The 20,379-nt window shown below is 68.3% G+C and carries 20 protein-coding genes, 1 tRNA gene and 1 CRISPR repeat array; of the genes, 4 read left to right on the top strand and 17 right to left on the bottom strand.

Features of this window, described 5'->3' with window-relative positions; genetic code table 11:
- The first annotated feature begins 5 nt into the window (after positions 1-5).
- Positions 6-1,379: a ribosome biogenesis GTPase Der gene (gene der / locus KO353_RS09455; protein WP_218284418.1), complete on the top strand. Its 1,374-nt coding sequence runs from the start codon at positions 6-8 to the stop codon at positions 1,377-1,379.
- Here der and KO353_RS09450 read toward each other — a convergent pair.
- Genes KO353_RS09450 through KO353_RS09435 form a run of 4 tightly spaced genes read right to left on the bottom strand, consistent with a single transcriptional unit; the run spans position 1,364 to position 5,212 of the window.
- Positions 1,364-2,350: an NAD-dependent epimerase/dehydratase family protein gene (locus tag KO353_RS09450; protein WP_218284417.1), complete on the bottom strand. Its 987-nt coding sequence runs from the start codon at positions 2,348-2,350 to the stop codon at positions 1,364-1,366. The genes der and KO353_RS09450 overlap by 16 nt on opposite strands.
- Entirely contained in the window at positions 2,343-3,053 is a 711-nt protein-coding gene (locus tag KO353_RS09445; protein ID WP_218284416.1) for an SDR family NAD(P)-dependent oxidoreductase, read from the bottom strand. The genes KO353_RS09450 and KO353_RS09445 overlap by 8 nt, the downstream gene beginning before the upstream one ends.
- Positions 3,050-4,561 carry an amidophosphoribosyltransferase gene (purF, locus tag KO353_RS09440; protein WP_218284415.1) on the bottom strand — a complete coding sequence of 504 codons (1,512 nt, stop codon included), beginning with the start codon at positions 4,559-4,561 and terminating at the stop codon, positions 3,050-3,052. The genes KO353_RS09445 and purF overlap by 4 nt, the downstream gene beginning before the upstream one ends.
- Before the next feature lie 18 nt (positions 4,562-4,579).
- Positions 4,580-5,212: a CvpA family protein gene (locus KO353_RS09435; protein WP_218284414.1), complete on the bottom strand. Its 633-nt coding sequence runs from the start codon at positions 5,210-5,212 to the stop codon at positions 4,580-4,582.
- A 162-nt stretch (positions 5,213-5,374) separates the two neighbouring features.
- Here KO353_RS09435 and KO353_RS09430 point away from each other — a divergent pair, with 162 nt between their 5' ends.
- Both KO353_RS09430 and KO353_RS09425 read left to right on the top strand, forming a co-directional pair.
- Complete coding sequence (locus KO353_RS09430) at positions 5,375-6,610, top strand: argininosuccinate synthase (protein WP_218284413.1); 1,236 nt, start codon at positions 5,375-5,377, stop codon at positions 6,608-6,610.
- A gap of 104 nt (positions 6,611-6,714) precedes the next feature.
- The gene (locus tag KO353_RS09425) at positions 6,715-7,203 is read left to right on the top strand and encodes a tellurite resistance TerB family protein (RefSeq protein ID WP_218284412.1); all 489 of its coding nucleotides are present in this window, start codon (positions 6,715-6,717) and stop codon (positions 7,201-7,203) included.
- 161 nt (positions 7,204-7,364) lie between these two features.
- On the opposite strand, the gene KO353_RS09420 is transcribed toward KO353_RS09425, so the two are convergent.
- From KO353_RS09420 to KO353_RS09405, 4 genes are read right to left on the bottom strand one after another with little or no spacing between them, the layout of a single operon-like run.
- Positions 7,365-7,604 carry a hypothetical protein gene (locus KO353_RS09420; protein ID WP_218284411.1) on the bottom strand — a complete coding sequence of 80 codons (240 nt, stop codon included), beginning with the start codon at positions 7,602-7,604 and terminating at the stop codon, positions 7,365-7,367.
- Complete coding sequence (gene folD / locus KO353_RS09415) at positions 7,601-8,461, bottom strand: bifunctional methylenetetrahydrofolate dehydrogenase/methenyltetrahydrofolate cyclohydrolase FolD (RefSeq protein WP_218284410.1); 861 nt, start codon at positions 8,459-8,461, stop codon at positions 7,601-7,603. The genes KO353_RS09420 and folD overlap by 4 nt, the downstream gene beginning before the upstream one ends.
- Positions 8,458-8,748 carry a DUF167 domain-containing protein gene (locus KO353_RS09410; RefSeq protein WP_218284409.1) on the bottom strand — a complete coding sequence of 97 codons (291 nt, stop codon included), beginning with the start codon at positions 8,746-8,748 and terminating at the stop codon, positions 8,458-8,460. Before KO353_RS09410 ends, folD begins: the two co-directional genes overlap by 4 nt.
- On the bottom strand, positions 8,745-9,035 hold the full coding sequence (locus KO353_RS09405) for a YggT family protein (RefSeq protein ID WP_218284408.1): 291 nt from the start codon (positions 9,033-9,035) through the stop codon (positions 8,745-8,747). Before KO353_RS09405 ends, KO353_RS09410 begins: the two co-directional genes overlap by 4 nt.
- Before the next feature lie 163 nt (positions 9,036-9,198).
- Between KO353_RS09405 and KO353_RS09400 the strand changes: the two genes are divergently transcribed.
- Positions 9,199-9,274, top strand: a tRNA-Ala gene (locus KO353_RS09400).
- A gap of 416 nt (positions 9,275-9,690) precedes the next feature.
- A CRISPR array of direct repeats spans positions 9,691-13,065; the repeat unit is 36 nt; unit sequence GTTTTGACCCCCTGAAGATCGGGTCTGCTTTGGAAG.
- Between the two features lie 90 nt (positions 13,066-13,155).
- On the opposite strand, the gene cas2 (KO353_RS09395) is transcribed toward KO353_RS09400, so the two are convergent.
- From cas2 (KO353_RS09395) to csm2, 9 genes are all read right to left on the bottom strand, one after another.
- Positions 13,156-13,503, bottom strand: a complete 348-nt coding sequence (gene cas2 / locus KO353_RS09395; RefSeq protein WP_218284407.1) for a CRISPR-associated endonuclease Cas2 — start codon at positions 13,501-13,503, stop codon at positions 13,156-13,158.
- A gap of 9 nt (positions 13,504-13,512) precedes the next feature.
- Positions 13,513-14,310: a hypothetical protein gene (locus tag KO353_RS09390; RefSeq protein ID WP_218284405.1), complete on the bottom strand. Its 798-nt coding sequence runs from the start codon at positions 14,308-14,310 to the stop codon at positions 13,513-13,515.
- The gene (gene cas1 / locus KO353_RS09385) at positions 14,288-15,277 is read right to left on the bottom strand and encodes a CRISPR-associated endonuclease Cas1 (RefSeq protein ID WP_218284404.1); all 990 of its coding nucleotides are present in this window, start codon (positions 15,275-15,277) and stop codon (positions 14,288-14,290) included. Before cas1 ends, KO353_RS09390 begins: the two co-directional genes overlap by 23 nt.
- A gap of 5 nt (positions 15,278-15,282) precedes the next feature.
- A complete protein-coding gene (gene cas2, locus KO353_RS09380) occupies positions 15,283-15,567 on the bottom strand; it encodes a CRISPR-associated endonuclease Cas2 (RefSeq protein ID WP_218284402.1) in 285 nt (94 codons plus the stop codon).
- A gap of 67 nt (positions 15,568-15,634) precedes the next feature.
- Positions 15,635-16,900, bottom strand: a complete 1,266-nt coding sequence (locus KO353_RS09375) for a TIGR02710 family CRISPR-associated CARF protein (protein WP_218284401.1) — start codon at positions 16,898-16,900, stop codon at positions 15,635-15,637.
- Complete coding sequence (locus tag KO353_RS09370) at positions 16,897-18,045, bottom strand: RAMP superfamily CRISPR-associated protein (RefSeq protein WP_218284400.1); 1,149 nt, start codon at positions 18,043-18,045, stop codon at positions 16,897-16,899. The genes KO353_RS09375 and KO353_RS09370 overlap by 4 nt, the downstream gene beginning before the upstream one ends.
- Positions 18,045-19,049 carry a hypothetical protein gene (locus KO353_RS09365; protein ID WP_218284399.1) on the bottom strand — a complete coding sequence of 335 codons (1,005 nt, stop codon included), beginning with the start codon at positions 19,047-19,049 and terminating at the stop codon, positions 18,045-18,047. Before KO353_RS09365 ends, KO353_RS09370 begins: the two co-directional genes overlap by 1 nt.
- The gene (gene csm3, locus KO353_RS09360) at positions 19,049-19,828 is read right to left on the bottom strand and encodes a type III-A CRISPR-associated RAMP protein Csm3 (protein WP_218284398.1); all 780 of its coding nucleotides are present in this window, start codon (positions 19,826-19,828) and stop codon (positions 19,049-19,051) included. Before csm3 ends, KO353_RS09365 begins: the two co-directional genes overlap by 1 nt.
- On the bottom strand, positions 19,825-20,370 hold the full coding sequence (gene csm2, locus KO353_RS09355) for a type III-A CRISPR-associated protein Csm2 (RefSeq protein WP_218284397.1): 546 nt from the start codon (positions 20,368-20,370) through the stop codon (positions 19,825-19,827). The genes csm3 and csm2 overlap by 4 nt, the downstream gene beginning before the upstream one ends.
- Positions 20,371-20,379: the final 9 nt, after the last annotated feature.

Genomic DNA, 20,379 nt, shown 5'->3' with positions numbered 1-20,379 from the left:
CGCCCGTGGCCGAGCGCCCCCGCCCCGTCGTCGCCATCGTCGGGCGGCCGAATGTCGGCAAGTCCACCCTGTTCAACCGGCTCGCGCGCCGTCGTCTCGCGATCGTCCACGACCAGCCGGGCGTGACGCGCGACCGGAAGGAGGCGGAGGCGATCGTCGGCGGCCGCGACGTCACCCTGGTCGACACGGCCGGCCTCGAGGAGGCGCCCCCCGAGACGATCGCGGGGCGGATGACCGCAGGCAGCGAGCGGGCGGTGGACCAGGCCGATCTCGTCCTGTTCGTGATCGACGGCCGCGCCGGGCTCACCCCGGCCGACGAACACTTCGCCGCCTGGCTGCGCCGCAAGGGCCGCCCCCTCGTGGTCGTGGTCAACAAGGCGGAGGGGCGCGCCGCCGCGGGCGGGGTGGCGGAGGCCTATGCGCTCGGTCTCGGCGAGCCGGTGGCGATCTCGGCCGAGCATGGCGAGGGCTTAGGCGAGCTGCACGCGCGGGTGGCGGAGCTGCTCGGCCCGCCGCCGGAGGACGACGCGGAGGAGGCAGAAGCGCAGGCCGGGCGGGAGCGGCCGCTCAGGCTCGCCGTGGTCGGCCGGCCGAACGCCGGCAAGTCCACCCTCGTCAACCGCCTGCTCGGGGAGGAGCGGATGCTGACGGGCCCCGAGCCGGGCATCACCCGCGATTCGGTCGCCACCCCCTGGCGCGACCCCGAGGGACGGCTCGTTCGCCTCGTCGACACGGCAGGTCTTCGCAAGCGCGCCCGTGTGACGGGGGAGCTCGAACGTCTCTCCACTGCCGAAACGATCCGGTCGCTCAAGGAGGCGGAGGTCGTCGTGCTCGTGCTCGACGCGCTCGCGCCCCTCGAGGGCCAGGACATCGCGATCGCGACTCTTGCCGAGCGCGAAGGGCGCGCGCTGGTGATCGCTCTCAACAAGTGGGACCTCGTGCCTATCGCGGAGCGCGATGCCGCACGCCGGCTGCTCGCCGACAGGCTCGAGGCCTCGCTCGCGCAGCTGAGGGGCATGCCCGTTGTTCCGCTCTCGGCGCTCACGGGCGCCGGCGTCGAGAAGCTGGTGCCGGCCGTGTGGAAGGCCTACGACGCCTGGAACACGCGCGTGCCGACGGGGGAGTTGAACCGCTGGTTCGAGGCGGCGATCGCGCGCCACCCGCCGCCGCTCGTCGACGGGCGCCGGCTCAAGCTTCGCTACATCACCCAGGCGAAGGCGCGCCCCCCCACCTTCGTGATCTTCGGCACGCGGAGCGAGCTTCTGCCGGACGCCTATGCCCGCTACCTCGTGAACGCGATCCGCGACGACTTCGGTCTCCAGGGCGTGCCGATCAGGCTCAGCCTGCGTGGCACGAAGAACCCCTACGCCGAGGGCTGAGCCGAGAAGAAGGCGAGCGCGTCCGCCGCCGCCGCGTCAAGGTCAAACCGCGGGGCAAAGCCGGTCGCGGCGGCAAGGCGGGAGATGTCCATCGGCGGGCGGTCGAACGGCACGTGCGTGACCACGTTCGCCTCCTCGCCGTCGCGCGCAAGACGCCAGCGGAAGCCCCGAACCCGGGCGGCAAGGGCGTCGCAGAACTCGGCAACGGAGGTCGCCCGACCGCTGCCGAGGTTGAAGAGGTCATGCGCAAGTGCGGGGGAATCGAGCAGGCCGATCAGCCCTCGGGCGGCGTCGCGGACGTAGAGATGGTCCCCCCGCGTGGGCGGATTCAGCACCGCCTCGCGCCCCGCAAGCGCGCAGCCGATGGCGGAGAGATGGGGCGAGAGCGTGTCGCGCACGCCGGTATCCCGCTCCCACGGCCCGAACAGCGAGGCAAGGCGCGCGGCGGCGAAGGAGAGGCCGTGTGCGCGCGCAAGCCGCGCGAGCGCCTGCTCGGCGGCGAGCTTGGTGATGCCATAGAGAAGCACCGGACGCGGCCAGGTGCCGTCCTCCCTAAAGGCGGCATCGCCCTCCGCCGGACGGCCGTAGACCGCGACCGAGGAGGGATAGACGAGGCGTCGGACGCGGTGCGCGACCGCCGCCTCGAGCACGGCGATCGCGCCGAGCAGGTTCACCGAGGCGATCGTCTCGGCATCGCGACGCTCGCGCTCCTGCCCTGCGGTGATGACGGCCGCGTGCAGAACGCGCCCCACGGGCGCGGCGGCGAAGGCATTGGCAAGGTCGGAGCGGGAGCGGACATCTCCCTCGACCGGAATGATCCGCCCCGGAAGCGAGGCGAGCCGCGACCGCGCCTCTTCAGGCAGAGGCGCGCGGTCGAACGCCACCACCGTGTCGCCGCGCGCCACGAGCGCCTCCGCAACGGCGAGCCCGACGAAGCCCGACGTGCCGGTGACGAGAGTCGCCTCAGGCACGGATGATCTCGCCCGAGCGCGTCTCGCTCGGCAGGCAGAGCGGCAGCACCTTCGGCGCGACCTCCTCCGGCGCGGGGACGGTCATCGGGTTCTCGCCGGGCATGGCGGCGGCGCGCATCCGCGTGCGGACGATGCCAGGGTCGAACAGGTTCACCTTCACGGGCGTGATCGCGAGTTCCTGCGCCCAGGTGATGGCGAGGTGTTCGAGCGCCGCCTTCGACGCGCCATAGGCGCCCCAATAGGCCTTGGGTTGCGCGGCGCGGCGGGAGGTAACGAACACCGCGCGCCCGGCATCCGAGGCGCGGAGCAGCGGCTCGGTGGTGCGCATCAGATGCCAGTTCGCGGTGAGGTTCACCGCCATCACCTCGGCCCAGTCCTTCGCCGGCAGGTGCGTCACGGGCCCAAGACGCCCGAGCACGGCGGCGTTGCCGACGACGATGTCGAGCCGGCCGAAGCGCTGGGCGATCGTCGGCCCGATCATGTCCACATCCTCGCCGCGCGCGAGGTCGAGCGCGAGCAGAGAGGCCGGGGCGCCGCCCGCCGCGCGGATCGCATCGTCCGTCTCCTCGAGCGCAGCGGCGTTCCGCGCGAGCGCGACCACCTGCGCGCCGGCGGCGCCGAGCACCACCGCGATCGCGGCACCGAGGCCGCGCGAGGCGCCGGTGACGAGGGCGACGCGCCCGGCAAGCGGCTTGTCGCTCATCCTTCCGCGAGCAGCGAAAGCTGTCGGTCGTTCGCGGGCGAGGCGAGGTCGACGAGCGGAATCGGGTAGTCGCCGGTGAAGCAGGCGTCGCAGAACTGCGGCCGTGCGGGGTCACGCGCCACCCCTGCGACGGCGCAATAGAGACCGTCGATCGAGATGAAGGCGAGGCTGTCGACGCCGATGATCCGCGCCATCGCCGCGACATCGTTCCGCGCGGCAAGCAATTTGTCGCGCTCCGGCGTGTCGATGCCGTAGAAGCAGGAATGCGTCGTCGGCGGCGAGGAGATCCGCATGTGCACCTCCGCCGCCCCGGCGGCACGCACCATCTCGACGATCTTGCGCGAGGTCGTTCCGCGAACGATCGAATCATCGACGAGCACCACGCGCTTGCCCGCGATCAGCGAGCGGTTGGCGCTGTGCTTCAGCTTGACGCCGAGATGGCGGATGCTGTCCGTCGGCTCGATGAAGGTGCGGCCGACATAGTGGTTGCGGATGATGCCGAGCTCGAAGGGAAGACCCGCCTCCGCCGCATAGCCGATCGCGGCCGGAACGCCGCTATCGGGAACCGGAACGACCAGGTCGGCCGGCACGTGGCTCTCGCGCGCGAGCTCCGCGCCGATGCGCTTGCGCACCTCGTAGACGGGCGTTCCCTCGACCACGCTGTCGGGGCGCGAGAAGTAGATGAACTCGAAAATGCAGAAGCGCGAGGCCTGCTTCGCCCAGGGCTTGATGCTGCGCACGCCGTTGTCGTCGATCACCACGATCTCGCCCGGCTCGACATCGCGCACGAAGCTCGCGCCCACGATGTCGAGCGCGCAGGTCTCGGAGGCGAGCACCCAGCCGCCTTCCTTCGCTGGCGAGGGCAACCGGCCGAGGATCAGCGGGCGCACGCCGAACGGGTCGCGCACGCCGATCATCGCCTCCGCCGTCAGGGCAACAAGCGAATAAGCGCCCTGGACCTGCTTCAGCGCGTCGATCAGCCGGTCGACCACCGTCGAGTAGAGGCTGATCGCGATCAGGTGGACGAACACCTCGCTGTCGGTCGTCGACTGGAACAGGCAGCCGCGCCGCACAAGCGCGCGGCGGAGCTGGGTGGCGTTGGTGAGGTTGCCGTTGTGGCCGACGGCAAAGCCGCCGAACTCGAAATCGGCATAGAGCGGCTGGACGTTGCGCAGAACCGTGTCGCCGGTCGTGGCGTAGCGGTTGTGGCCGATCGCCGCCCGCCCGGGCAGGGAGGCGATGACGCGGGCGTCGGAGAAGGTGTCGCCGACAAGGCCGAGGGCGCGGTGGCTGTGGAAGCGTTCGCCGTCGAAGCTGACGATCCCGGCCGCCTCCTGGCCGCGATGCTGAAGCGCATGCAGGCCCAGCGCGGTCAGAGCCGCGGCGTCGGCCGCGGCCCAGACGCCGAAGACGCCGCACTCCTCGCGAGGGTGGTCGTCATCCGCCGGGGCGAAGGCCGCCGGCTCGACCGGCTCGCGCGGCTCGGGTGATCGGCGGTCCGTCGGCATCCCTCTCGCACCCCTTCCTCAGCGTGTCGTGTTGAGCAGACGGTCGAGGTCACGACGTTCCTCCGGCCGGTAGCCCTCGCCGCGCTCGGGCGGCCGCGCCGGGGCGGGACGGAGGAGCTGCTCCACCGCAGGCGGCCGCGCGCTGCCCGAAGGCGGCGGCGGCAACAGCCCCGGCGGGAGCTGCGCCACGATCCAGGCCGCACCCGGCTCGGCGAAACGCACGCTCTGCGACTCCTTGAGCCAGCCCGGCCAGCGCGCCCTCTCCCCGGCGAGGAACGCCACCGCAATATAGGCGAAGCAGACGAGAGCGACACCCCGCACGAGGCCGAAGACGAGGCCGAGCGTGCGGTCGATGCTGCCGGCGGCGCTGTCCCGCACCCTGTCGGAGAGAAAGCGCGCGAGCAGCGACAGAAGGATCAAGACGACGAGGAAGATCGCCCCGCCCGCGGCGAGGTTCGCGATCAGCCCCGGTGCGAGCCAGGGGTGGAGATGCGGCGCGAGGAGGGGATGAAGGAACAGGCCCGCCAGAGCGGCGCCCAGCCAGGCGCCGATGCCGAGCAGCTCGCGGACGAAGCCGCGGAGCATCGCAAGCAGGCCCGAGACGAGGAGAACCGCAAGGACGCCGAGGTCGAGCCAGAGGCTTGCGGTCACGGCGGGCAGGCTCCGCGGGTGTCGTTCAGCATAGCCCTCGCTTCTAGAGCAGCGGTGGCACAGAGGGAACCACGCCGCGCTCGCCCCGGAGGGCGGTCTTGCGGTGTGGCGGGGCGCGTGCTTGAAGGCGCCTCTCCCTCGCGACAGAGCGGAACACCGGCCATGTCGAAGACGTCCGTCAAGAAGGTCGTGCTCGCCTATTCGGGCGGGCTCGACACCTCCGTGATCCTCAAGTGGCTCCAGGAGACCTACGGCTGCGAGGTGGTGACCTTCACGGCCGATCTCGGCCAGGGGGAGGAGCTCGGGCCGGCGCGGGAGAAGGCGCGGCTGCTCGGCATCCGCGAGGAGAACATCTTCGTCGAGGACCTGCGCGAGGAGTTCGTGCGCGACTTCGTCTTCCCGATGTTCCGCGCCAACGCCGTCTACGAGGGCCTCTATCTCCTCGGCACCTCGATTGCTCGGCCCTTGATCGCCAAGCGCCAGATCGAGATCGCAGAAGCGGTCGGCGCCGACGCGGTGGCCCATGGCGCGACCGGCAAGGGCAACGACCAGGTCCGGTTCGAGCTCAGCTACTACGCGCTGAAGCCCGACGTGACGGTGATCGCGCCGTGGCGCGAGTGGACGCTGACCTCGCGCACAGCGCTGCTCGAGTTCGCCGAGAAGCACCAGATCCCGATCGCCAAGGACAAGCGCGGCGAGGCGCCGTTCTCGGTCGACGCCAACCTTCTGCACTCCTCCTCGGAGGGAAAGATCCTCGAGGACCCGGCCCAGGAAGCGGACGAGATCGTCTACCAGCGCACTGTCTCGCCGATGGCCGCCCCCGACCGGGTGACCGAGATCGCGATCGACTTCAAGGAAGGGGACCCGGTGGCGATCAATGGCGAGGCGCTCTCGCCCGCGTCGCTGCTTGCGCGTCTCAACGCGCTCGGGCGGGAGAACGGGATCGGCCGGCTCGACCTTGTCGAGAACCGCTTCGTCGGCATGAAGAGCCGCGGCGTCTACGAGACACCGGGCGGCACGATCCTTGCCGTGGCGCACCGAGCGATCGAGAGCATCACGCTCGACCGCGGCGTGGCCCACCTCAAGGACGAGCTGATGCCCCGCTATGCCGAGCTGATCTACAACGGCTTCTGGTTCGCGCCGGAGCGGCGGATGCTGCAGGCCGCGATCGACGCCTCGCAGGCGCATGTTACCGGGCGTGTGCGGCTCAAGCTCTACAAGGGCAATGTGATGGTGGCGGGCCGCGAGAGCCCGCACAGCCTTTACGCGATGAAGTACGTGACGTTCGAGGACGACCAGGGCGCCTACGACCAGGCCGATGCCAAGGGCTTCATACGCCTCAACGCGCTCAGGCTCCGCCTCGGCGCGATGGCGGGGCGGAAGGGCGGGGCGCTCTGACGCGCCGGCCGGCACGGCTCCGCCCTGGCCGCGCTTGAGCGAGGTCAAGGCGGGCTCCGTCACGGTTCCGTAGCCTTCCTGTCATCGACCCGGGAGGCCAGCCTATGAAGCCCCATCCGCGCTGCTACGACCCGCTGCTCGCCCGGATCTCGGCCGCAGCCCAGCATGTGCTCGCCGTGGAGAACCGGCCTGGGCATGACGGGGCGATCATGCCGCACGGCCCGGCCGCGTCGGACCATGCGCTTGGGCTGATCCGGGCGATGATCGCCGCCGCCAAGTCGGATGGTCGGATCACCGACGCTGAGCGCGAGCGCCTGCTCGATCGGATCGGCTGCGCCGAGTTCGACCCTGACGTGATGGACTGGATCAGCCGCGAGTTCCGCGCCCCGCTCGACCTCGAGGCGGTCGCGGCCGGTGCCGCCGGAAGCCGCCGCCGCGCCGTGGAGCTCTACATCGCCTCGGTCGAGGCGGTCGATCTCGACCAGGAGGCGGAGTTCGCGTGGCTCGAGGCGCTTGCGGCGAAGCTCGGCCTCGAGCCCGAGCTCGTCGCGGCGATCCACCACAAGCTCGGCGTGCCGGCACGGCCGGGCTGACGGAGGCTGCGACGCCGGGGCCGCGGAGGGGCCACCCAGCGCACGGGAGCGGCGGCCTCGGCGTGGGCGGCGCCGCGCAGCCTGACCGGGCGGCGAAGGCGCCGGGGCGCGGTTCTCCGGCTGCGCGAGCGACGCGCAAGCCTCGGGCTCCGAACGGCCCTTCAGTCGCGTTTGCTCAGCGCTGCCTCGATCCGCTCGAGCTGCGCCCTCAGACGCGCTTGCCCGATGCCGATGGCGGCGAGAGCGAACAAGGTCAGCGCCGTGACGATGCCCGACCCGGCGTAGAGCAGGCGCCCGGCATTCCAGCCTTCGCCACGGAGCGGCGTCGCCTTGGTCGCAAGGTCGAGGCAGGCAATGAGCGCGAGAACGGCGATCGCCTGCAGAAGGCGCCAGAGGATCATGCCGCGATCGCTCCCACGCCCCGCCTCGCCCGGGCCGCGGCCAGCGTGTTCGCAAGCAGGGTGGCGATGGTCATCGGCCCCACCCCGCCCGGAACGGGCGTGATCCAGCCCGCGTGCGGCAGCGCCTCGGCATAGGCGACATCGCCGGCGAGGCGGCCGTCGGCGAGGCGATTGATGCCGACATCGATCACGCACGCTCCGGGCGCCACCCAGTCTCCCCGCACAAGGCCTGGGCGCCCGGCGGCGACGACGAGGATCTCGGCGCGTCGGCACTCGGCGGCGAGGTCGCGGGTGCGGCTGTGGGCGAGCGTCACGGTGGCGTCGGCGAGGGTGAGCAGGGCGGCCATCGGCCTGCCGACGATGTTCGACCGGCCGATCACCACCGCGCGCGCGCCCGCGACCGGCACGCCCGCTTCGGCGAGCAGGGTCATGACGCCCTTCGGGGTGCAGGGAACAAGCGCGGGGCGGCCGATCGCGAGCAGGCCTGCGTTGAGCGGATGGAAGCCGTCGACATCCTTCGCCGGGTCGATCGCATCAAGCACCGCTTCCGTGCGGATGTGGCGAGGAAGGGGGAGCTGGACGAGGATTCCGTCGACCTCCGGGTCGTCGTTCAGCGCGGCGATCCGGGCGAGCAGGGCCGCCTCGGTGGTGGCCGCGGACAGGCGCTCGGTCTCGCTTGTGAACCCCGCGGCTCGCGCCGCCTTGTCCTTGTTCCGGACGTAGACAGCGGAGACTGGGTCGTCGCCGACCAGAAGCACGACGAGCTTCGGCGCGAAGGGAAGGGAGGCGATTTCTGCAGCGAGCCGTTCCCTCAGCCGTGCGGCCACCGCCCTGCCGTCGATCACGCGCGCGGTCATGGCGTCAACGCTGTGAGCCGTGCCGCGAGCGCGGCGGGGTCACCGGCGACATGGACCCGCTTCTGCCGGCTCGCGCCGCCCGAGACGAGGCGGCAGGCCGAGGGCGGAACGCCGAGCGTGTCGGCGAGAAGGCGAAGCAGCGCCTCGTTTGCCCTGCCGTCTTCGGGCGGCTCGGTGACGGCGAAGCGCAGCGTGCCATCGGGGGCGCGTCCGCGCAGGCCGGCGCGGCGTGCCCGCGGCGTGACCCTGAGGGTGACCGTGAGGCCGGAAGCGGCTTGCGTGCTCACAGCAGCGCTGGGGCAATCGTGGTTTTGAGGAAGATCTGGGCGGCCTGGAGCAGCAGGATCAGGACGAGCGGCGAGAGGTCGATGCCGCCGAGGTTGGGCAGGACGCGACGGATCGGCCGAAGCGCCGGTTCGGTGAGTCTTTCGAAAAAGTCGCCAAGCGCCCAGACGATTCGGTTTCGGGTGTCGAGGATGCCGAAGGTGGCGAGCAGAGAGAGGATCACGGCGATGATCACCGCCCAGGTGTAGAGGCTGAGCACGGTGTCGATGAGCCAGAGGAGGGCAACCATACGTCCGTCCTGCGGGTGGCGGGGCTGGGGCGGACCCTACAGGCGGGAGGAGGTGTGATCAACGCGCGGGGGGTGGACGCTTCGTGGTCATGGGGGCGGGGGCGTGTTGACTTCGGCTCAGGCGGCGCTGATAAGAGCGGGGTTGCGAACGCAGGGTTGACGTGGGGCTGTAGCTCAGTTGGGAGAGCGCGTCGTTCGCAATGACGAGGTCAGGGGTTCGATTCCCCTCAGCTCCACCACGCACCGCCTTGGGCTAATGGGCAGGCCGGGCGGTTGCGGCGGCGCCGTGCGCGGTGCCGGTCGTTTCGGCTCGTCACCTTCTCCGGTCGGAAGAGCGATCGTCGTCGCGGCGAGTTGTTGCCGTGCGCTGGGGCATGTGACGGGCGCTCGGGCGGGGCTCGCGCGCGTGGAGGCGCGGCCCTGGTTGGCTGTCACTTTTCGGCCGTCTTGGGTTTTGACGCCGAGACGCTTGGGCTCGCGGTGGGGCCTGGCGCCGTGCGTTGCTGCGTGATCGGGGACGGGGTGTGACGTGTGGGGCTTTGGTCTCGGTTGGGCTTTGCGCGGCTGGTGCTGCTGATCGCGTGCGTGTTTTGCCCGCTGAGGATCGGGTCTGGTTTAGAAGCTTCGGGGGAGGGACTCGATGGTCCCTCCCCCCGTTTTGACCCCCTGAAGATCGGGTCTGCTTTGGAAGGCAAAGGGAGAATCGAGATGTTTACTCGTGATGGTTTTGACCCCCTGAAGATCGGGTCTGCTTTGGAAGTTGGAAGCGGGTCGATTGACCCGCTTCCGCCGTTATGACCCCCTGAAGATCGGGTCTGCTTTGGAAGGTAGCCGCGGCGCTTAATCCGGATGCGTTCGGCGTTTTGACCCCCTGAAGATCGGGTCTGCTTTGGAAGAGAAGGTCGCTGACAAAAGCGACCGGCTCTTTGTTTTGACCCCCTGAAGATCGGGTCTGCTTTGGAAGCGAGGAAGTCAAGGTAGCGAAGTTGGCGCAAGAGTTTTGACCCCCTGAAGATCGGGTCTGCTTTGGAAGGCTGACTACCGAGGAAATGCAGAAGGCCAAGCTGTTTTGACCCCCTGAAGATCGGGTCTGCTTTGGAAGAGGCCGTCCGGGTCGTCAGGTCGGCCGACTGTTGTTTTGACCCCCTGAAGATCGGGTCTGCTTTGGAAGGCGGAAACGGTGGAGGATAAATATGGACTCCGGTGTTTTGACCCCCTGAAGATCGGGTCTGCTTTGGAAGGCAGCGGCTTGGGAGCTGCGCGCCGAGCGTGAGGTTTTGACCCCCTGAAGATCGGGTCTGCTTTGGAAGTTGAGAACGCTGTCCACGTTATCGAGCTTCAGTGGGTTTTGACCCCCTGAAGATCGGGTCTGCTTTGGAAGGCCGCTGTGGCGGGGGAGGGCCGTGACGCGCGGCCGTTTTGACCCCCTGAAGATCGGGTCTGCTTTGGAAGTCCGTGCCTTTGCCGCTTGTGCTGGACGAGATTCGCGTTTTGACCCCCTGAAGATCGGGTCTGCTTTGGAAGCGGAAGCTCAAGCCTACAGGGATCGCGCGGCAGTAGTTTTGACCCCCTGAAGATCGGGTCTGCTTTGGAAGGGCGAGCGAAGGATTCGCCTATCTTGACCTTGGGTTTTGACCCCCTGAAGATCGGGTCTGCTTTGGAAGGCTTCGTTGCCGACAACGCGGATGGTTCGTGGATGTTTTGACCCCCTGAAGATCGGGTCTGCTTTGGAAGACGGAGATGTGGACATGCGTGACGTGGGCGGGTTTTGACCCCCTGAAGATCGGGTCTGCTTTGGAAGCTTCGCTTCGTTGTCTATCCAGGCAAAGGCTTCCGGTTTTGACCCCCTGAAGATCGGGTCTGCTTTGGAAGGCCCGCGATGCGGGATACCGGATGCTGACAGGGTTTTGACCCCCTGAAGATCGGGTCTGCTTTGGAAGTGGCGAGCGCGCCGCACCCCCTCACCCCGCCACCACGTTTTGACCCCCTGAAGATCGGGTCTGCTTTGGAAGTCTTTGCCTGGGTATAAGTCCGTGACAGTGAGTTTTGACCCCCTGAAGATCGGGTCTGCTTTGGAAGGCATCGGCGGCGAGATCGACGCCAAGGCTTTCGTTTTGACCCCCTGAAGATCGGGTCTGCTTTGGAAGACCCCCACCTTCGACTGACCCCCAGACGTCCGGCGGTTTTGACCCCCTGAAGATCGGGTCTGCTTTGGAAGGCAGTAGCAAGGGAGACAAAAGATGACCCGTAGTGTTTTGACCCCCTGAAGATCGGGTCTGCTTTGGAAGGGTTCGATACTGTTGACCATAATGGAAGCATCTGTTTTGACCCCCTGAAGATCGGGTCTGCTTTGGAAGAAAAAAGGTACGTTGATGCCGCCTACGCGATGCGTGTGTTTTGACCCCCTGAAGATCGGGTCTGCTTTGGAAGGCAATCCGAGACGAGGCCGGACGCATCGTCGCGGTTTTGACCCCCTGAAGATCGGGTCTGCTTTGGAAGCGCCGCAAGCGTGGTGGCATTCCGTGGTCTCGCGGGTTTTGACCCCCTGAAGATCGGGTCTGCTTTGGAAGGCAGTAGCAAGGGAGACAAAAGATGACCCGTAGTGTTTTGACCCCCTGAAGATCGGGTCTGCTTTGGAAGTTTCTTGCGGCCGCTCGCGACATTGCGGCCGTTGGTTTTGACCCCCTGAAGATCGGGTCTGCTTTGGAAGTGATTGGGTGAAGATTATTGACGAGTTTCGTCTTGTTTTGACCCCCTGAAGATCGGGTCTGCTTTGGAAGACGAGCGGTGGGGGTTTAGGTCCTAAGCATCAAGGTTTTGACCCCCTGAAGATCGGGTCTGCTTTGGAAGTGGTGGTGACAGCCCACCCCCGGTGCGATGCGTTTTGACCCCCTGAAGATCGGGTCTGCTTTGGAAGAGCCCCCGACTGGCACGGGCCCTACCGCACCAGGTTTTGACCCCCTGAAGATCGGGTCTGCTTTGGAAGCGCCCAAAGGCGAAGTTTCGTCAATATCGAACACGTTTTGACCCCCTGAAGATCGGGTCTGCTTTGGAAGCCCTTGACCCTGTCAGCTATGGTGTCGAGGCTGGTTTTGACCCCCTGAAGATCGGGTCTGCTTTGGAAGGCCAGGTCGAGTCAATCATGACCCCCGCCGAACTCCGGTTTTGACCCCCTGAAGATCGGGTCTGCTTTGGAAGAGCGCGGCTGTGTTTAGCGTGTGCTCCTGCGTGGTTTTGACCCCCTGAAGATCGGGTCTGCTTTGGAAGGAAGCAAAAGGGAACACACCGATGCTGACTAAGTTTTGACCCCCTGAAGATCGGGTCTGCTTTGGAAGCCTACGCAATGCAACGTGCTGCTGAGGCGGAAGGTTTTGACCCCCTGAAGATCGGGTCTGCTTTGGAAGGATGTGTTCGAGGCGCTCTCCGATCTCGGGCCGGAGTTTTGACCCCCTGAAGATCGGGTCTGCTTTGGAAGGGCAGCCTTGGAGGCGTCGGGTCTACGCTCCCGACGTTTTGACCCCCTGAAGATCGGGTCTGCTTTGGAAGAGCAAGGGAGCTACAGCAATGCGCCGTTTCATCGTTTTGACCCCCTGAAGATCGGGTCTGCTTTGGAAGCTGCACGGCACGGGCATGGCGTGGTGGTTATCTGGGTTTTGACCCCCTGAAGATCGGGTCTGCTTTGGAAGATACAAAAAGAAATATGTCGACGCCGCCTACGCGTTTTGACCCCCTGAAGATCGGGTCTGCTTTGGAAGTGACAGATGTTCGGGCTCTTGATCCAGATCTTCGTTTTGACCCCCTGAAGATCGGGTCTGCTTTGGAAGCCAGTTTCTAAGGATAGCTTCTTTGACAAAGGTTTTGACCCCCTGAAGATCGGGTCTGCTTTGGAAGACCTTGGAGGCGAAACGTGTTTGCCCCAGATACTGTTTTGACCCCCTGAAGATCGGGTCTGCTTTGGAAGTCGCCGCGGTCAGGCGGCTTGTTGGGCTAGCGCGTTTTGACCCCCTGAAGATCGGGTCTGCTTTGGAAGGCTCCCCCTCGAAAAACCCAACGATGTCAATGAGCTCCACACAAGCTTCGCACATCCGAGGCGGGCGCGCAAACCTGTCCTCCAAACCGCTCACACACCAACCCCACCACCGCCCGAACGAAGGGCACCGCCCACACGCGCAAACCCGCGCGACCGCGCCTCCCCAACCACAATCCCCTCCGGCAACCCACACCCGATCGACACCACCTCGGCCGCCTCAGGCACAGGCCAGGCGCGAACGTCATCACGCCGCGGATTGATCAAACAGGACAGGCCCAACCACACCTCCTCAAACTCCGCCTCCGTCCATAACCCAAGAAACAAGGAAAACTGAACCCGCAGCGCACGACGCTCAAGAAACCGCGCCACACGCCGAAGACGCTTCGGCGAGGTGATGTCATAGCCGATGATCCAGGCCCGGCGCGCATTCACCGGCATCGCGCCCCCTCACTCCGAATAGAGTGTCTCGGCAAGCACCGCCGCGAGCCGCGCAAGCAGCTGGTCACGCGCGGGCGCAAGGCCGGCCGTCTCGAAGGCGGCGATCGCGTCGCGCCGCGAGGCGGCGGTCAAAGCGCCCCCCGGGTCGAGCTCGGCCGTTCCGGCGAGCGACCGGATCGCGGGAAGAAGACGCCACGCGAGCACACGCCCGAGCGACTCGGCGAGCGGGAAGCCGCCGCTTCGGCGCGCAAGGAACTGCGGGCCAACGCCGCGGCGCGCGAGCGACTCGGCCACCATCGCTGACGCCAGCCCTTGCATCAGCTCCACGATCGCGGCCGCCGCCGGAGCGGCGCAAGACTCGAGGAACTGCCGCCGCACCACGGACGCGCGCAGATCGGGCCCCGGCTCGCGGCACCGCTCGCGCCCCGCACCCGCCAGGGCGAGGATCGCGGCGCGTTCCTCCGCCGCGCAGAAATCCTCGAGCCGGCGTCGGAAGCCCGGCACGGCGGCGGCGCCGTCCAGGAGAGCGGCGAGGTCAGCCCGCGTCGACGGCGGCCGAAGCGGCACCAGGGCGCCGACGAGGCCCGAGCGGCGGCCAAGGAACAGAACCGGCACGCCCGCCTCGAGGCACCCAAGCAGGGCCTCGGTGCGCCACTGCACGCGCGGCCCGTGCACCACCACGCGCGCAAGCCGCGGCAGGGGCGCGAAGACATCGGCGATGCCGTGGCGCCGGAGCTTGAGCGCAGGCCCTTCGAGGAGCACGGCGACCGGATGCTCGGCCCCGTCAAGATGCAGGGCCTGCAGCATCGAAAACACCGTCAGGAAGCGCCTGCGCCGCCGCTCGAGCGGCGCGGACGAGCGGCCGAAGCCCGCGCCGGAGCAGCCGACGCGGCACAAGGAACGCTTCCTCCCAGGCGGCGTAGAAGGCAAGCCGCCCCGCCTTGCCGAGCAGGCAGGCCTCGCCGTCGCGGCTGAAATGCGCGCCGCGCAACACCTCGTCGGCGAACAGCCGCCACACCCAGCGATCGATGAGCGGCCGAAGCGGCTCGACAAGATCGCAGGCGAGGCTGTCGCGCCCAGGCGCGAGCGCGTGGAGGAACCCAACGCCCGGGTCGAGCCCGGCGAGATGCGCCTCGCGCACGGCCTCGAAATGACCGAGCGTGTAGGCAAGCGAGAGCACCGCGTTCACCGGGTCGCGCGGCGGTCGGCGGTTGCGCCCGACGAAGCCGAGCGAGGGCGGAAACAGGCTCGTATAGGCCTCGAAATAGGCCGCAGCGGCCGCCCCCTCGAGGCCGGAGAGCCGGTTCTCCGAACGGCCCTCGTCGGAGCGCAGACGCTCCAGCAGCTCGGCGATGGCCTCGATGCCGCGGCGAAGCGCAAGCCGCCTGTCGGGCCGCTGCGCGAGCGCCCCCCGCAAGACGCGCGCCTGGCCCACGAGCTTGTGGCGGACGATCAGCGCTGCGATTCGCCGCCGGCTCTCCGGCTCGGTCGCGAGACGATACTGGCCGAGCCGGATCGCGGCATCGTTGTGCGGCCGGCCAACGAGCATCCCAGCCGGCTCGCTGCGCCGGCCGCTCAGCACAAAGAGGCCGCAGCCCGCGGCAGCGATCGCGCCGATCGCGCCCGTGGTGATCTGTGCCGGGCCGCGCAGAACCACGCGCTCGAGCAGAGCAAGCGGCGTGCGCCAGGGGCCCTCCTCGCCGGAGCGGATGACCAGCGTCCCTCCCTCCGCCTCGATTGCCGCGTCGCGTCGGTCGATGAACAGCGTGGTCATCGCCCTCACCCAACGATCAAGAAGGGCTTGGCGGAGGGGGCGCGAGCAATGCCGAGGCAGCGCTGCCGCTGGCGCGGATCGAGCCGAAGCGCGAGCAGCCGATCCTGCGCCGGGTGAAGCACGCGGCGCAGGCGCGCCATGAGAGCGTGCCGCTCCCCCTCGCTCAGGAAACACTCGTGCGCCGATTTCTGGCCCCCCACCGCATAGGCGCGCACGATGTGCAGCGCGCGGCGGAGGCGTTTCGGGCTCGTCACGTCATAGGCGACGAGATGGAGGGCGCGTTGCGTCATGGAAGGGAGGATGCGCAAGCCACCCGCCCGAGAAAACCGCGACAATGTTGTCGTGCGCGCGGGGGATTCAGAGCGTGTCGGGTGGGCGCTGTGGCAGCTGCGGCGGATCAGGCTCCGCCCCGGCGGAGCGCAGGAGCGGGGTCACGACCTGGCGGCGGAAAACCTCCATGAACGCGAGGAACCGGTCCCAGTCCGCCTTGCCCAATGGCATCTGCCCGTGGGCGAGGATTGACCGGTTGCGAAGATCGAGCATGTCGCGCAGGCGCCCTTCGCCGTCCTTCCCCTTCTTGCCTGGGAAGTCGTCGCGCAGGAACCGGGCGATCTCGCCCTCTTCGTCCTTCGCAGCCGCGAGCTTCAGGGTCTGGACGAGGCCCGAGAGCGTCTTCGCGCGGCTCGCGTGGCGATCCTGGAGCCCGGCACGCTGCACCTCGCTCTCGGTGATCCGCGACCAGTCGATCCGACCGACGTCGATCCCGTGCCGCGATGTGAGCTGCCACTGCCCCACCCACTCGATCAGGCGATAGGCGCGGGCGATCGCGTCGTCATAGCGCTCCGAAGCGGCGCAGCGTTCGGCGTTGCGCCAGAGATCGGCGATCCGCTGCGGTTCGCTGTCGCGGCACCTCTCCGCGAGCTTCTGGAATTGCTCGAGTTCGGGGTGGCGTGGCAGGAGGGTGGCGAGCACCTTGGCCGCCTCATCGTGGCGGAACCGGTCCCAGGCGTCGAAGGCACGGGCCGCCGCGGCGAGGTCGCGCAGGCGCTGGCGCACTGCCTCGGGGGCCTTCTCGTTATGCTCGAGGTTCTCAAGAAGCCCCTTGGCGCCGGCAGCGCAGGCGGCATAGGCGAAGCCTCGCCAATAGGCGCGGAGCTGCGCCTCCGTGCGCTCGGCAAGAAGCCAATCGATCGGGATCTGGGTCGGCCGTTCGGTTCCGGGCGTGACCTTGTCGAGCGTGTCGCGTTGCCCGGCCATGAACTGCACCTCGACGCCCGGTGTGGCCAGAGCGCATTGGAACATCGCCGTCGACATCGATTTCGTTCCGCCCGTGTAGTCGAGGACAAGGCGCGCCTTGGGGTGCTGGCGGCGGAGGTCGCGCAGCGTCTCGCGCAGGGCGAGGAAGATGGACTCGGGGTCGTCGGCCGGAACCACGAGGAGCTCGTGCCGCAGCGCAGAAAGCCCGGCTTTTTCGAGGATCCCCGGAACCTTTTCCGCCGACCCGGGCTGTGTTCCCTTCTGGGCGGTGACAACGAAGAGCGCGACGTCGGGACGCGAGGCGACAAGCGCGCTGACGATGGGGTCAGTTGAGCCGCCGACGGAAGCGACGAGCAAAGTCGTCACAGGATTTCGTAGTCCTTCTCATAGCCGAGCACCCAGCCGAAGGGGATCGGGGTGCCGTCGTGTAGGCGCGTGACGGTTCGGGTCGATCCCCATTCGCCGGGCTGTCGGATCTTGCGATCGCGCTCGCGGGCCTGGGGAACGTGGCCGCGGCGCACGTGCTCGAGCGATTTGCTCTCGAAATGGCCGAACCGGCCGAGGCGGAGGAGAACGAAATTCGTCGCCTCCTCGAGGCCGGCCACGGCAGCCGTTCGTTCCCCCGGGAGTTTGACCGCCCTGAGAAGCCGATCCATCGCGTCGCAGGTGCGGGGATGGTCGCGGAAGAACCGCTCGCGCTCGCCTTGCCAGATCGACCAGTGGAAGCGCGACGTCAGCTGGAAGAGCCGCTTCCGATCAAGGCCGAGGCGCGAGTCGAGGGTGAGTCCGACCTCGAACCTGGTCCGATCCGCGGGGTCGTGACTGCGCGCGCACGTGCGCTCATAGTGCATCTGGATTTTCGAGGGGCCGGGCGAGCCGCCGCGCTTGATGATCTCGGCGCGGTCGATCATGAGCGCTCCTGCGGGCAGCTCCGCGTCCGCCACGCCGAGGAAACGAAGCGGATCGGTCGAGGTATCGCCCGGGTCGAGGCCGAGCGCGGCCTGTAGGGCCAGCTCGTGCGTCCATGCGTGGGGCCTCTGGTCGCGCGGCAAGCGGGCGCTCGCAAGAGCGGTCCGGAACGCCCCCTTGATCGAGGAGCCGGGAATGTAGGGCCGCCCCCCCGAGCGGACGAAGGCACGCACGCCGCCGCTGCGCAGGCTGGATGGATCGTTGAGAGCCTTCTCGAGCTCGGCGCGTGAGCGCGGCGAGACCGGCACGCGTTCGACGATGCACCGTTTGCCGGCGCTTCTCAGCGCCTTCGATGCGTCGGCGAGCCTTCCCGAGTCGAGGGCAGTGCGAAAACGCGTCCGTTCCTCCGCCGTCATCCGGCGCATGGCCTCGACCGGGTCGAACCGGCAGAGCCTGGGGGACTGTCCCTCTTCCTCCGCCGTCTCGAGAAGATACTCGTCGAGGCTGAGTTCCGTCCCGTCACCGACATGAAGCGGGGTGAGCGGCACACAGTGGAGGAGGATCCGCGTCACCGTCCTCTGTTTCGTCACCACCGCTGCCATCAGGGCGCCTCCGTGTAGGGAATGGCGAGGTGGAAGGCGTTGTGGCCGATCGGGTCTGTGGGGTCGTCATCCTGATGCAGGCCGGTGACCCAGGCGCCGAACGGACCCGGGTCGGCCGGGGCGAAGGTCGCGCCGGCTTCGGCGAGAACGAGCGGCAGTTTCCAGGGGCGCTTGCCTTCCGCCATCATCTCTCGCCCGAGCTTGCCGAACAGAACGAAGCGTCGCCATCGGGCGTGCGCCATGTTGCGGGTGATCACGCCCTGGGAGAGGGAGAGCATCCGCCGCGTCCCCGCCCCTGCAGGCGGTTCCGAGAGCCACCCCGCCGGTTCCGACCCCTCGACGCGGAACCGCCCGCGGCCGAACGCAGCGTCGCGCCCAAAGCCGATCTCCCCGACATGCGCAAGCAGCGCCTCCACCTCCGAGGGCTCGAGACCACTGTCGATGTAGAGGTCGGCGCTGACGGAACGCTCCCCCTCGCGCCTGGGCGATGGCCACCACTCGTCTGCGAACCACAGGCCGCCGCCGCCCGCCTCAGGCGTCTTGCCCGACTGCCGGTCGATCCGGTTGTGCGGCACGCGCTTGGGGCGGAGGAAGGGCGGGTCGGGGAGCGGCTCGTCGCGCGGCGCAAGCAGCAGGTCGAGCGCCGCGGCGGTCGCACCGATGCGCAGGCGCCGCCAGTCCTCGAGCGTGATGTAGCGTCGCTTCTTCAGCGTCTTCGCGGCATCGGCGGCGCGGATCGAGGCCGGCGTGGGCCTCCGCTCCTCCGGCTGCGCCCGCACGCCGCCCGAGGCGGGGAGAAGCGGGCGCGGCAGGTGATCGGCCGGCAGGAGGTCGGAGATCAGGAACGGCTCGTGAGGAAGGCGCGCAAGCCAGGCGCGCAGGGCGTCGCGCCCCTCGCGCGCGCGCTTCGCCCAAGCGAGATGCCCAAACAGCGTGCCCGAGGTCGGCGGCGTGCCGAAGGCGGAAGCCGTGTCGAGGGCGAGGCGGAAGCGACGGAGCGGCATCACGCAGCCTTGGGGAAGAGCGCCTCCGCCGAGACGATCGCGGGCGGTGTGTGGCGGTCAAAACGGTGCCCGCGGAAGCGGTTGTCGAGGGCGTGGCGGACATCGCCCGGCGCGACGAGGTGCAGGTCCTCGAAGCGTATCCGCCCGTAGCCGCGCGAGCCCGAGCCCCCCAGCGCGTCCTGCTCGAGCAGCCAGAGCCCAAGCAGGGTCCAGTTCAGACAGGCGAGGTCGCGCACTCCGCCATCGCCCGTGTCGTAGAGGCGGAAGACGAGCTCGACCTCGAACCTGACGCCTGCGGGGACGCGTTCCGTCCGCCGCGGGCCGACCCCGTCACGCGCCTTGCCGGCGATCCGGTCGATCAGAACCTCGGTCTTCTCCTCGAAGAAGCGATCGGGCGCCTCGCTGTAGCGCTTGCGATCGTCCGCGGTGAGCGGGCAGTCGCGCACGATCAGCCGCGTCGGCCCGCCCTTCCAATCCTTGAGCGCATTGCCGAAGATCCGGAGCACCGGGTCGTTCGGGTCGACCGGCTGGCCGTCATCATAGCCCCAGGCGTGACCATCGTTGCGGATCGCATCGAAGGCCCATTCCATGAGGAAGCGCAACCGCCCCTTGATCGACGAGCCGGGGATGTAGGGCTCTCCCGTGAAGGGGTGCTTGATCACCGGGTTGTCGATGCCGCCGATCTCGACACTGTCCTTTCCGGCGCCGATATGCAGGCCGGAGAGGAGGAGGAGCTTCCCCTCAATCCGCACACGCCCCTTCTCTCTGAGCTCGATCATCCCTCACCTCCCCCCTTCTCGACCTCATAGACACGGTGATAGGCCATCACGGCCTCGAAATGCGGCTGGAAGCCGCGGCGGAAATCGTCCTTGCCCCGCACGGCGGCGGCGTGGCGCGCGAAGAAGCGCACGAGTTCGATTGGATACTTCTCCTGGCGGCGGCAGGTGTACGCGGCCTTGGCCTTCAGCAGCGCCATCTGCGCCCGCACGTCGTCGTCCGAGATGGTGTCGGGGGCGAGGTCGATCCGGCGCTTCAGCGCCATGGCTTCGGCGTAGAAGCGCCGCAGTTGGTTTGCCGGGATCTGCGCCAGGTCCCTGGCAGTTTTTTCTGCCTCCGCATCGAGAAGCTCTGGCCGGACCGCCCGGCTGTTGGGCGCGAAATAGGCGGGCGGCTGCTGCGGTGGCCGCAGCGCCTGTTCGATTTCGCGCTTCCGGTCGCTCTGCGCGCCCTGGCCCGCGCCAGCGCCGGGGCCTCCTCCCCCATGACGCTGGGCGGGTGGGCCGTTGCCCCTTGGCCCGCCATATCCATGCGTCTTCGTCATTCCGCTCGC

The sequence above is a fragment of the Elioraea tepida genome (genome assembly GCF_019203965.1).
Lineage (GTDB): Bacteria > Pseudomonadota > Alphaproteobacteria > Acetobacterales > Acetobacteraceae > Elioraea_A > Elioraea_A tepida.
This window is presented reverse-complemented; position numbering and strand designations above follow the sequence as displayed.